The 12,786-nt window shown below is 63.9% G+C and carries 11 protein-coding genes; 9 read left to right on the forward strand and 2 right to left on the reverse strand.

All coding sequences use genetic code 11. The annotated features are described in order from the left end of the window. Both rplM and BLT66_RS14255 read right to left on the reverse strand, forming a co-directional pair. Entirely contained in the window at nucleotides 1-432 is a 432-nt protein-coding gene (rplM, locus tag BLT66_RS14250; protein ID WP_092758364.1) for a 50S ribosomal protein L13, read from the reverse strand. Between the two features lie 186 nt (nucleotides 433-618). After that, entirely contained in the window at nucleotides 619-2,226 is a 1,608-nt protein-coding gene (locus BLT66_RS14255; RefSeq protein ID WP_092758365.1) for a serine/threonine protein kinase, read from the reverse strand. 74 nt (nucleotides 2,227-2,300) lie between these two features. Here BLT66_RS14255 and BLT66_RS14260 point away from each other — a divergent pair, with 74 nt between their 5' ends. From BLT66_RS14260 to ushA, 9 genes are all read left to right on the forward strand, one after another. Next, nucleotides 2,301-3,203, forward strand: coding sequence for a 23S rRNA (adenine(2030)-N(6))-methyltransferase RlmJ (locus BLT66_RS14260; RefSeq protein ID WP_092758366.1), 903 nt, complete (start codon nucleotides 2,301-2,303; stop codon nucleotides 3,201-3,203). Between the two features lie 234 nt (nucleotides 3,204-3,437). After that, nucleotides 3,438-4,433 (forward strand): BMP family lipoprotein, encoded by a 996-nt coding sequence (locus BLT66_RS14265; protein WP_092758367.1) that lies wholly within the window; start codon nucleotides 3,438-3,440, stop codon nucleotides 4,431-4,433. Nucleotides 4,434-4,475: 42 nt separating this feature from the next. Continuing rightward, nucleotides 4,476-6,005: an ABC transporter ATP-binding protein gene (locus tag BLT66_RS14270; RefSeq protein ID WP_092758459.1), complete on the forward strand. Its 1,530-nt coding sequence runs from the start codon at nucleotides 4,476-4,478 to the stop codon at nucleotides 6,003-6,005. A 4-nt stretch (nucleotides 6,006-6,009) separates the two neighbouring features. Then, nucleotides 6,010-7,104, forward strand: a complete 1,095-nt coding sequence (locus BLT66_RS14275; RefSeq protein WP_092758368.1) for an ABC transporter permease — start codon at nucleotides 6,010-6,012, stop codon at nucleotides 7,102-7,104. After that, nucleotides 7,104-8,069, forward strand: coding sequence for an ABC transporter permease (locus BLT66_RS14280; protein ID WP_092758369.1), 966 nt, complete (start codon nucleotides 7,104-7,106; stop codon nucleotides 8,067-8,069). Before BLT66_RS14275 ends, BLT66_RS14280 begins: the two co-directional genes overlap by 1 nt. 13 nt (nucleotides 8,070-8,082) lie before the next feature. Continuing rightward, nucleotides 8,083-9,012, forward strand: a complete 930-nt coding sequence (locus tag BLT66_RS14285) for a ribokinase (protein WP_092758370.1) — start codon at nucleotides 8,083-8,085, stop codon at nucleotides 9,010-9,012. A 30-nt stretch (nucleotides 9,013-9,042) separates the two neighbouring features. Beyond that, the gene (locus tag BLT66_RS14290; protein WP_092758371.1) at nucleotides 9,043-10,026 is read left to right on the forward strand and encodes a nucleoside hydrolase; all 984 of its coding nucleotides are present in this window, start codon (nucleotides 9,043-9,045) and stop codon (nucleotides 10,024-10,026) included. Nucleotides 10,027-10,048: 22 nt separating this feature from the next. Then, nucleotides 10,049-10,891, forward strand: coding sequence for a 2OG-Fe(II) oxygenase family protein (locus tag BLT66_RS14295; RefSeq protein ID WP_092758372.1), 843 nt, complete (start codon nucleotides 10,049-10,051; stop codon nucleotides 10,889-10,891). Between the two features lie 158 nt (nucleotides 10,892-11,049). Then, nucleotides 11,050-12,690, forward strand: a complete 1,641-nt coding sequence (ushA, locus tag BLT66_RS14300) for a bifunctional UDP-sugar hydrolase/5'-nucleotidase UshA (protein WP_092758373.1) — start codon at nucleotides 11,050-11,052, stop codon at nucleotides 12,688-12,690. Nucleotides 12,691-12,786: the final 96 nt, after the last annotated feature.

A 12,786-nucleotide genomic window follows, 5' to 3' on the forward strand; every position in this document is an offset into this window, starting at 1 on the left:
TTAGATGTCCAACACTTTGGGTTGCTGGGCGGTGTGGGGGTGCACAGCACCACCGTAGACCTTGAGCTTCTTGATCATGGCGTAGCCGAGCGGGCCCTTGGGCAGCATGCCCTTGACGGCTTTTTCCAAAGCGCGGCCTGGGTGCTTGGCTTGCATGTCGCGGAACGAGATGGCAGAAATGCCACCTGGGTAACCGGAATGGCTGTAGTAAATCTTGTCAGTCGACTTGGCGCCGGTGACACGCAGCTGGGCTGCGTTGATGATGACGATGAAGTCACCGGTATCGACGTGAGGCGTGTAAATGGCCTTGTGTTTGCCGCGCAAACGGAGAGCAACTTCGCTGGCTACTCGTCCGAGGACCTTGTCGGTCGCGTCAATCACAAACCACTCGTGCACCACGTCAGCGGGTTTGGCGCTGAAAGTTTTGGTCATGAGTTTTCTCTTTAAAAGAATGGTTTGGCCAACCCTAGGGGTTGGCGTCCTAGCAGCCCTTTTCCACGGTCGGCGTCTCTCTGGTGGAGATCTCTTAGGTGGGTTTGAACCTTCGCCGCGGGGCCAGCTAAACGCTGCGAAGCCTTTGATTATACAAAGTTGCCCCGCTGTGCGTCAAATATGGGACTAACGCCGCTGTTGTTGCTGGGCTAACAGGCGCTGGGTGTTGTCCACGCACACAGGCAAATCGGCAAATTCCGGCTTCTGGCATTCGCGGTACATGCACATGGAGCGGGTGAAGAAGTTGCTATCGCCACACAGGGCCGCCGGCGGTGCCTTGCTGGTGCGGTAGTGCGCCGCCAGCTCGGAAGGGGTGGAAGCCGGCGCCGAGCGGGGCTCCGCACGGGCGCTCTTGACCGGCTGCGGCGTAACAGTCCGCTTGCGTGGTTCGCTTTTGGCCACCGGCTTGGCAACCACCGTCACAGGCTCTGCGACCACCTCCAGCGTGATCGGCTCTTCCAGCACTTCCGCCGCCGCGACGACTTCAGCAGCCGGTGCTACCGCTGCGACCGGCAGCGGCGACGCGGGCGGATGGCCCCACCATGCGGCCGAAGCCAGAACGCTGGCCAGTGCCAAGGATGCGAGCACCGCCGGCATCTTCCAGCGCCGCGGTTCCACATCCACCACGCTGTCCAGCACCGCCAGGCCATCGGCCGACTGCCGCGGTGGATACATGAATTGCGTGGGCAACTCCGCCAGATCCATGGGCCCCGTCCGCGCCCGCCGTGCCTGCTCTTCGCGCGACAACTGCCAGCCCGGGCCCATCTCGGCACGCCAGTCAAACTGGGCCATATCCCGCGGCGCCTGCAAGCCCAGAGCCCGGGAGAAGTCGGTCACCGACTGGGGACGTTCTTCAGGACGTATCGCCAGACTGCGGTCCAGCGTGGCCACAAACGCAGGCGAATACACCCGGCCATGCTCGGCCTGGGCCAATTGCGCCACATCTTGCATGCTGGGCATGCGGTCACGCAGTACGCGGAAAGTGGCGGGCAAAGGCAAGTCGTTGGCCAAGCAGCCGTGGACCACCGCCGCCAGCGAATACAGGTCGCTCCAGGCCCCCTGCTCCATGTCGCGGGCATCGGCGTACTGCTCGATCGGCGCGTAATTCACCTTCAGCACCGCCGTGTGCCGGCGGCTCAGGTCGCCAATCGCCCGCCGGGCCGCACCCAGGTCCAGCAGCACCGGCGGCCCGCTGTCCTGCAGAAAAATGTTGTCGGGCGATACGTCGCGGTGCACCGTGTCCTGCGCATGCAGCAGCTTGAGCGCCTCCAGCACCGACCACAGCACCTGGCGCAGCCAGGCCTCGGACGGCGGATGGCGCATCTGGCTGCGCGCCTGCTTGAGAGTCAGGCCCACATACAGCGGCATCACCATATAGGCCGTGTTGTGCGCCTCCCAGAAGCGGAACACCTTGACCAACGAGGGATGGTCAAACCGCGCCAGCAAGCGCGCCTCGGCCACGAACGACTGCAGGCCCGCGCGGTAGCTGGCACCGTCCAGCGACGAACGGATGGACACCGACACCCCCTCGGCACGCCCCGCCAGCGCGGTCGGCATGTATTCCTTGATGGCCACCGAGCGCTGCAGCGAATGGTCGTAGGCCTGGTAGACCATGCCAAAGCCGCCCACCCCCAGCAGGCGGATGATCTCGAACTCACCCAGCCGTGCGCCGTTGGGCAACGCATCGGTATGGAGCACCTTGGGCGGCGCAGTGAGATGGACGGAGTTGGTCATGGAACGGTACGCAATGGTGCGAAGTTTAGTGCCCATGGCAACACCGCGGGCGTGGCTCTCGTTACCATAGGGGTATGTTTAGTTACCGTCACGCCTTCCATGCAGGCAACCACGCCGATGTGCTCAAACACACGGTTTTGATTGCAACCCTCAAATACCTCGCCGAAAAAGACCCGGCCCTGGCAGTGCTGGACACCCATGCCGGCGCCGGTCTGTACCGGCTGGATGGCGACTACGCCGAAACCAGCGGCGAGGCGGCCAATGGCATCCTGAAGCTGCTGGCAGCCCCCGAGCCCGGACAGCCCCCGTTCCAGGCGGCGCCCGCGCTGCAAGACTATCTGGACATGGTGGCCAGCTTCAACAAGTCGGGCGGCAAAAAAGTCTACCCCGGCTCGCCGTTCATCTTGCAACAATTGTTACGCGACCACGACCGGCTCAAGCTGTTTGAACTGCACCCCACCGACAGCAAAACCCTGTCGGCCAATATCGCCCAGCTGGAGGCCGGCCGCCAGGTCGCCGTATTCCGCGAAGACGGCTTTGAAGGCATCCGCAAGTTCTTACCCCCACCGAGCCGCCGCGCTTTGCTGCTCTGCGATCCTAGCTATGAAATCAAGAGCGACTACAGCCGTGTGGCGGAGATGATTGGCAACTGCCTGAAGCTGTTTGCCACCGGCACCTACGCGGTCTGGTACCCGATCATTCCGCGCCCCGAAGCGCACGATCTGCCGCGCAAGCTCAAAACCCTCGCCACCAAGGCCGGCAAGAGCTGGCTGCACGCCACCCTGACCGTCAAGTTCAGCAAACTCACCACCGACGCGGCGGGCGAAACCGTTCGCCCCGGCCTGCCCGCCAGCGGCATGTTCCTCATCAACCCACCGCACACATTGAAGGCCGCGCTCAAGCCGGCACTGGAGCAGATGGTGGAACGCCTGGGCCAGGACAAGCACGCCACCTCGACGCTGGATTCGGGCGGCTAATCCGGCAGGCGCAGCCCGGCGGCAGGGCTGCAACCCGGTCGTCGCGGGCGAATCGTCCGCCATCCATTGGTCGTTTCAAATTACGAAATTCGATATATCCGGTATCAGCAGACACTGGTTTTCGCCACTTCCCGGGCGCTTAAATTCGCTTAGCATGTAGCACCGCTCGGCGGTTCCCCGTCACACAGCGTGTGGCGGTCCCCTGCTTTCCTTTACTCAACCCATTTGTCCGCTATGAAAATCACTTCCATTTCCCTGGCTGTAGCTGCTGCACTGTGCGCATTTGGAGCCCATGCCGCCGACCCCAAACTGGCGCTGGTCTACGGCAGCGGCGGCAAGTTCGACAAGTCCTTCAACCAGTCGGCCTATGAGGGCGCAGAGCGCTTCAAGAAGGACACCAAAATCGGCTACCTGGAAGCCCAGGTGAACTCGGATGCGCAAAGCGAGCAGGTGCTGCGCCAGATGGCCCGCAAGAATGTCGACCTGGTGGTCTCCATCGGCTTCTCCATGACCAATGCGGTGACCACCGTGTCCAAGGAATTCCCCAAGGTCAAGTTCATGATCATTGACGACGAGGTCAAGGGCGACAACGTCAACTCCGTCACCTTCAAGGAGCAGGAAGGTTCTTACTTGGTCGGCGTCGCTGCCGCACTGGCCAGCAAGTCGCAAAAAGTCGGCTTCATCGGCGGCATGGACGTGCCTCTGATCCGCGCCTTCGGCTGCGGCTACGCCCAGGGCGTGAAGGCAGTGGACCCCAAAATCGAAGTCACCCAGAACATGGTCGGCACCACGCCCGCCGCCTGGAGCGACCCGGCCAAGGGCGGTGAGCTGGCCCGCGCGCAATTCGACCGTGGCGTCGACGTGGTGTTCGCCGCTGCCGGCGGTAGCGGCATGGGTGCGCTGCAAGCGGTCAAGGACAAGGGCAAACTCGGCATTGGCGTGGATTCCAACCAGAACCCGCTGTACCCCGGCTTCATCCTGACCTCCATGCTCAAGCGCGTGGACAACGCCACCTATGACGGCTTCATGAGCGTCAAGAACGGCACCTGGGCCGCTGGCGTGACCAACAAGGGCCTGAAAGAAGGCGGCGTGGACTGGGCGCTGGACGCCAACAACCGCAAGCTGATCACCCCCGCCATGGAAACCCGCATCAAGCAGGCCGCCACCGACATCAAGTCGGGCAAGGTCAGCGTGGTGGACTACCGCGCCGCCAACAGCTGCCCCGTCTAACCAGGAGTGGCGTTGACGCTGCAACACAAGGGCGCCACCGCCGTGGCGCCGGTCGTGGAATTCCGGGGTATTTGCAAGCAGTTCGGCGCGGTCAAGGCCAACGCCAACGTCAGCTTCCGGATCCGCAAGGGCTCGATCCACGGCATCGTCGGAGAAAACGGCGCCGGCAAATCCACGCTGATGAGCATTCTGTACGGCTACTACCAGGCCGACAGTGGGCAAATTCTGCTGGACGGCCAGCCCGTTCCCATCCGCAACAGCCAGGAAGCCATACAGCGCGGCATCGGCATGATCCACCAGCACTTCATGCTGGTGGACAGCTTTACCGTGCTGGAAAACATCATGCTGGGCGTGGAAGGCGCGCTGGTGCTGGATGCGAAGTTCAAGATCGCAGAACAAAAGCTGCGCGAACTCGGCGCCCAGTACCAACTGGAAGTCGACCCGAATGTGCGGGTCGAGCACCTGTCGGTGGGCGCCCAGCAACGGGTGGAAATCCTCAAGCTGATCTACCGCGGCGCCGACATCCTGATCCTGGACGAGCCCACTGCCGTACTCACCCCGCAGGAAACCGATGCGCTGTTCGCCATCCTGCGGGTGTTCCGCGACCAGGGCAAAACCATCATCCTGATCACCCACAAGCTGCAGGAAATCTTTGCGCTGACCGACCGCGTCACCGTGATGCGCGCCGGCACCGTGGTGGGCGAGGTCGATACCGCCACCAGCAGCCGCGAAGCCGTGGCCAGCCTGATGATCGGCCGCTCGATTGAGTCCACCTTGTCGCGCGGGCCCTACCAGCCCGGGGCGACGGTGCTGGATGTCGCGCATCTGGGCTTGCAGAATGCCCAAGGGGTGAAGCTGCTCGACGACCTGAGCTTCTCGGTGCGGGCTGGCGAGATTGTGGCCATCGCCGGCGTCTCCGGCAACGGCCAGTCGGAGCTGCTGGAAGTGCTGGCCGGCATGCGCCTGCCCAGCCATGGTGACATCCGCTACCAAGGCAATCTTTTGCCCTATACCGGCCGGCGCGATGCCGACGGCCTACCCGCCGCCTACCGTACGCTGGGCATCGCCCATGCGCCGGAAGACCGCTTGCGCGAAGGCCTGGTCAAAGCCAATTCGGTGGCGCTCAACACCTTGCTCGGCCACCAGAACGACGCCGAATTCGCCGCCGGCTGGCTGCTCAACCCGCCCGCCATCCTGGCCCATGCGCAACAGCTGATCCAGGAATTCGACGTGCGCCCCACCGACCCGCAGCTGCGCGTCGGCCTGCTCTCCGGCGGAAATCAACAAAAAGTGGTGCTAGCGCGCGAGATTGCTGCGAAGCCTGCTCTCATTTTGATAGGACAGCCGACGCGCGGCGTGGACATCGGCTCGATTGAAACCATCCACCGCCGGCTGCTGGCGCTGCGCGATGCCGGCATTGCCATCGTGCTGGTGTCGGTAGAGCTGGAAGAAATCCGCGTGCTGGCCGACCGCATCCTGGTGATGTGTGGCGGCCGCATCACCGGCGAGCTGGCGGCCGGCGATTTCGATACCACCCGCATCGGCTTGATGATGGGCGGCGTAAGCCACTGACCTTATGAACCCACACAATCTGCCCCGCTGGGCCACCAACCTACTGCTGCCCATACTGAACCTCGTCTCGGCCATGCTGGTAGCGGGCGTGGTGATCTTTGCCCTGGGCGAAAGCCCGATCGAGTCGCTGGGCATCCTGGTCAACAGCGCCTTCCTGAACCCCGAGGGGCTGGGCTACACCCTGTTCTACGCCACCACCTTCATCTTCACCGGGCTGGCGGTGGCATTTGCACTGCACGCCGGCCTGTTCAACATCGGCGGCGAAGGTCAGATGTACATCGGTGGCCTGGGCATGGCGCTGGTGGTGCTGAACATGGACGCCCACTGGGGTCCGTGGGTGGTGATTCCGCTGGCGATTGCGGCCAGCACCGTGTTCGGCGCAGCCTGGGCTTTCTTGCCCGGGTACTTGCAAGCCAAGCGCGGTAGCCATATCGTGGTGACCACCATCATGTTCAACTTCATCGCCTCCTCGCTGATGAACTACATCATCGTCAGCCTGCTGATCCCGGTCGGCCAGCAAAGCACGTCGAGCCGCCAGTTCGCCGAATCCGGCTGGCTGCCGCGGCTCAACGACTGGCTGCCGGTGCTGGGCCAGACTCCGGTGAACATCAGCTTCCTGCTGGCGCTGCTGGCGCTGGGCGCGTATGCACTGGTGATGTGGCGCACCTCCTGGGGCTATGGCGTCAGCACGGTCGGGCTGAATCCGCACGCCGCCCACTACGCGGGCATTTCCATCAAGCGCACCATCATCGGCGTGATGGCGGTATCGGGTGCGCTGGCCGGCATGGCGGCAGTCAACAGCCAGATGGGCTCGTCGCACAACCTGGGCCTCAACTTCACTGCCGGCGCCGGCTTCATCGGCATCGCGGTGGCCCTGATGGGGCGCAACCACCCGATTGGCATCCTGCTGTCGGCCATTTTGTTTGGCGGGCTGATCCAGGGCGGGTTTGATTTGTCGCTGGAAAAATCCAACATCCCACCCGAGACCTTTGTGTTCATCCAGGGCCTGATCATCCTGTTCTGCGGCGCGATGGAAAACCTCTACGCCCCGGCCCTGGCTGCGCTGCTGCAGCGCTTTAAAAAGACGAGTGCCGCCTGATGGACGATATCCAACTCTCCAGCATCCTGGTCGCCATGGTGCGCAGCGCGCCGGTGCTGATTTTTGCGGCCCTGGGCGGCCTGTTCGCCGAGCGCTCGGGCATCGTCGACATCAGCCTGGAAGGCAAGATACTGGGCAGCGCATTTGCCTCGGCCTGCGTCGCCTATGCCACGCAAAACCCCTGGTTCGGGGTGCTGGCCGGCATTGCCGTGTCCTGCCTGCTGGCCTTGCTGCACGGCTATGTGTGCATCCGACAACGCGGCAACCAACTGGTGTCGGGCATGGCCATCAACATCGCCGTCAGCGGCCTGACCTTTGTGCTTGCGCAGTTCTTCTTCCAGCAAGGCGGGCGCTCGCCCTCGCTGGACGAAGGGCGCTTCGGCGTGCTCAACATCCCCGGCACGCAGGGCCTGGCCGATGTACCGCTGCTGGGCTGGCTGCTGCGCCAGCTGATCGGCGGCCATACCGTGCTGGTGTACCTGGCGTTTCTGGCCGTGCCGCTGGTGCACTGGGTGGTCAACCACACCCGCTTTGGCCTGCGCCTGCGCGCCGTGGGCGACAACCCGCACGCGGCCGACACGGCCGGCATCAACGTGGGTCGCACGCGGTTTCTGGCCCTGCTGGTCGGCGGTGTGCTGTGCGGCTTGTCGGGTGCCTACCTGGCGATCGTGCAGACCGGATTCTTCCTCAGTGATATGTCGGCCGGCAACGGCTTTCTGGCGCTGGCGGCGCTGGTGTTTGGCAGCTGGCGCGCGGTACACACCACGCTGGGCTGCCTGATGTTTGCGTTCTTCAGCGCCCTGCAGATCCAGCTCGAAGGCGTGGTGCTGCCCGTCATCGGCAAGGTGCCGGGCTCGCTGATCCAGATGATTCCCTACATCGTCACCGTCATTATCCTGGCGGGCTTCATGGCCAAGTCGGTGGCCCCCAAGGCCATCGGCGTGCCCTTTATCAAATCGCGTTAACCTTTTCTGTCCCATGATTTTTGTTGCTGGCTCAGCCAATCTTGATTTTGTAGTGCGTGCCTCCCACATCCCCGCACCGGGCGAAACCGTGCTGGGCCGCGCGTTCCAGACCTTCCCCGGCGGCAAGGGCGCGAACCAGGCCATCGCCTGCGCGCGCGCCGGTGGCGCCCCTACCCATATGCTGCTGGCACTGGGCGACGACGCCTTTGCCCAGCCACTCGAAGCCTCGCTGGCCGACGCCGGCGTGGTGTCGCACGTAGTGCGTACCGCGGACACGCCCACGGGCACCGCCTTCATCTGCGTCTCTGACGATGCCGAAAACGCCATCACCGTAGCCCCCGGCGCCAATCTTGCCCTGCAGGCCAAGCACCTGCCACCGCTGGCCGGCTTCAGCCACCTGCTGCTGCAGCTGGAGACGCCGCTGGACAGCGTCACCGCCTACGCCCAAGCGGCGCAGGCACAAGGCGTGCAAGTGGTGCTGAATGCCGCCCCTGCCCAATTGCTGCCGCCAGCCCTGCTGGCCACGGTAGACGTGCTGGTGGTGAACGAAGGCGAACTGGCCAGCGTGGCCCAGCACCAGGGCAGCGTGGCCGAGTGCCTGGAACGCCTGGCCGTGCCCTGCGTGGTCGTCACCCTGGGCCACCGCGGCTGCTGCGCCCGGCTGAACGGCCAGATCCTGCTGCAAGCCGCCTTCCCGGTAACGCCGGTAGACACCACCGCCGCGGGCGACAGCTTTTGCGGCGCACTCACCGCCGCCCTGGCCCAAGGCCACAGCCTGGCGCTGGCCATGCAATACGGCAGCGCTGCCGGCGCCATGGCCTGCACCCGGCCTGGCGCGCAGTCCAGCATTCCGACGCACGCCGAAGTACAGGCTTTGGTGCAGAGCGGCACGCCCGCGGGCGCGGACGCCGAACTGCGGGCATTCTGCGGATTCCCCGCCTAACCTCTTTTATCTAGCACTGGACCGAACGCCATGAGCACACCTACCAAAGTCATTTTTGATACCGATCCTGGCGTGGACGACGCCATGGCCCTGTACTTCGCGCTGGCCCACCCGGCCATCGACGTGGTCGGCATCACCACCACCTTCGGCAATGTGACGGTGGAACAGGCAGCCACCAACGCCCTGTACCTCACCGCCATCGCCGGCAAGACGATTCCCGTCACCAAAGGCGTGGCCACGCCCTGGGTCAAGCCCGGCGAAGCGCCGCCCGCCTTCATCCACGGCGCCGATGGCCTGGGCAACCTGGCCTCGCGCGTCGCCACCAGCAACCAACTGGACCCACGCTCCAGCGCCCAGTTCATCGTCGACATGGCGCGCGCCCACCCCGGTGAAATCACCCTGGTGGCCGTTGGCCCACTGGGCAATCTGAGCCTGGCCCTGAAGCTGGAACCCCAGTTGCCCAAGCTGTTGAAGGAAGTGATCCTGATGGCCGGCACCGTGACCGAGCCCGGCAATGTATCGCCAGTCGCCGAAGCCAATGTGTGGAACGACCCGCACGCGGCTGACCATGTGTTCACCGCCGGCTGGAAGCTGACCATGGTCGGCCTGGACGTGACCCACCGCGTGATCGTGCCGCTGGCCATGTTCAAGAAGATTGCCGACAAGCAAAAGCACATCGCCACCGATGTGCTGCACCACGCGGTCAGCTTCTACGCCGACTTCTACAGCGGCATCTACCCGCATGTGGCCAAGATCCACGGCTGCTTCGGCCACGACGTGCTGGCCTTCATCTACCTGGTGAACCCCGAGCTGTTCACCATCGAGTCGGGCGCCATCCGCGTCGCCACCGAGGGCATCGCCAACGGCCAGACCATGATGAAGCGCAAGGACATCTTCCACCCGCAGGCCGGCTGGGCCGACAAGCCGGCTACCCAGGTCTGCATGCAGGTCCAGGCCGAAGCCTGCAACACGCTGCTGGAAGAAGTGCTAATGTCGGATTGGCTGCCGCGCTAAGCCCTTTCAAGGAGAGGTATCCATGCAATTCCCCGTCGTCAATTACCACAGCCCCACCGCTGCGCAAGACTTCTGCAAGAGCCTGCACGAGACCGGTTTCGGGGTGTTGGCCAACCATCCGCTCGACCAGCATCTGGTGGACGGCATCTATGCCGAGTGGCTGGCCTTCTTCGGCTCCGAGGCCAAGCACAAGTATGCGCACAACCCGGAAACGCACGACGGCTACTTCTCCCCCGCCGTGTCCGAAACCGCTAAGGGCAACGACAAGCGCGACCTCAAAGAGTTCTTTCATATCTACCCCTGGGGCCGCTATCCAGCCGAGGTGTCGGATGCGGCGCAGCGCTACTACCAAGCCGGCAGCGCCCTGGCCGCCGAGCTGCTGAAATGGGTGGAGGACAACTCGCCGCCCGAGGTCCGCGCCCGCTACTCCGAACCCCTGCCCAAGATGATCGAGGGCTGCGACCAGACCCTGCTGCGGGTGCTGCATTACCCGCCGCTGCGCGGCAACGAAGAACCCGGCAGCGTGCGCGCTGCCGCCCATGGCGACATCAACCTGCTGACCATCCTGCCCGCGGCCACCGAGCCCGGCCTGCAGGTGCTGGGCAAGGACCAGCAGTGGTACGACGTACCCTGCGACTTCGGCCTGCTGATCGTCAACATCGGCGACATGCTGCAAGAAGCCTCCGGCCATTACTACCCGTCCACCACCCACCGGGTGCTGAATCCCACGGGCGAAGGCCGCTTCAAGTCGCGGGTTTCGCTGCCACTGTTCCTGCACCCGCGGCGCGACGTGGTGCTGTCGGAGCGCTACACGGTAAAAAGCTATTTCGACGAGCGCATGCAGGAGCTGCGCGGAGGGAAATAGGCTCACCCCCAGGCTCCACGCTGCGCGTTTCCGCCACCCCCCTTGCAAGGGGCGAGACCAGTGGCCCGGCGGAGCCGGTTCCACGGTATCCCTGGAATAAGACAGTTGCGTCCCTTGGCCTCTGTCTTGCTTTTCTCTCGTTCATCTCAGGAGTTCCCATGCAAATGCCAAACCGCCGTTTCACCCTGCTCTTGCTGGTCGCCGCCCTGGCAGGCTGCTCGTCCATGGGGCCCAAGGGCCCGGAAAAAGACAAGACCTACAACATCACCATCCTGCACACCAATGACCACCACGGCCATTTCTGGAAGAACAGCGATGGCGAATACGGCCTGTCGGCCCAGAAAACCGTGGTCGACCAGGTACGGGCCGAGGTGACGGCGGCCGGCGGCTCGGTGCTGCTGCTGAGCGGCGGCGACATCAATACCGGCGTACCCGAATCCGACCTGCAAGACGCCGTGCCCGACTTCAAGGGCATGAACCTGCTGGGCTTCGATGCCATGGCCGTGGGCAACCACGAGTTCGACAAGCCGCGCGTCGTGCTGAAGATGCAGCGCGACCTGGCCACCTTCCCCATGCTGTCGGCCAATATCTACGACAACGGCCAGCGCATGTTTGCGCCCTACAAGATCTTCAACGTCGGCGGTGTCCGCGTCGGCGTGATGGGCCTGACCACCGAAGACACCTACAAGATGGTGCACCCCGACAACGTCAAGGGCGTCGAATTCCGCAGCGTGATTGCCGAAGCCAATAAGGTCGTGCCCGAGCTGCGCAGCAAGGCCGACGTGGTGATCGCCGCCACCCACATGGGCCACTACACCAACGGCAACCACGGCACCCAGGCCGAGGGCGATGTGGAGATGGCCCGCGCCGTCAAGGGCATCGACCTGGTGGTCGGCGGCCACTCGCAAAACCCGGTCTGCATGAAGGCCGAAAACGTGCGCGACGACGCCTACGTGCCCGGCACCGCCTGCGCCCCGGACCGACAAAACGGCACCTGGATCGTGCAAGCCCACGAATGGGGCAAATACGTGGGCCGGGCCGACTTCAGCTACCGCAACGGCGAGTTCAAGCTGGTCAAGTACGCGCTGATCCCGATCAACCTGAAAAAGACCGTCAAGACCGACGATGGCAAGACCGCCAAGGTGGTCTACACCACGGAAATCGCCGAAAACAAGGAAATGCTGGCCCTGCTCACGCCGTACCAGAACATCGGCCAGGAAAAGCTGGGCATCACCGTGGGTAGCAGCGATGTGCGCATCGAAGGCGACCGCAGCGTGATCCGCGCCCAGCCGGCCGCCATGGGCGTGCTGGTCGGGCTGTCGATGATGGACAAGACCAAGGCCGACTTCTCTGTCGTCAATGCCGGTGGCGTGCGCGACTCGCTGCCCGCCGGCCCGCTGACCTACAAGGACGTGCTCAAGGTCCAGCCGTTTGGCAACACCATCGCCACCGTGGATCTGACCGGCGCCGAAGTCATGGACTACCTGAATGCCGTGGCCAAGATGTCGGTCGGCTCGGGCGCGTTCTCGCAGTTTGCCGGCGTGCAGTTGGTCATTACCGGCGGCGTGGTCAGCAACGCCCGCATCCGCGGCGCAGCCGTAGACCCCACCAAAACCTACCGCCTGGTAATCAACAACTTCCAGGCCGTGGGCGGCGACGGCTACCCCAAGATGCTGGCCCACAAAACCTATGTGGACACCGGCTTCGTCGACGCCGACGTGCTGCGCAGCTTTATCACCAGCCGCAGCCCGCTGAAGGCCGCCGACTTCGCCCCCGGTGACGCGGTGGTGCGCAAGTAAGCGATTTATAAAAAATCGGCTGCTGGCGCATATTCCACCTGCGCCAGCAGCTATTTATTTAATAGCAAAACAAGTTCCAGGGCGCCAGGCCTCATA

This window comes from Rhodoferax sp. OV413, from assembly GCF_900104385.1.
Lineage (GTDB): Bacteria > Pseudomonadota > Gammaproteobacteria > Burkholderiales > Burkholderiaceae_C > Rhodoferax_B.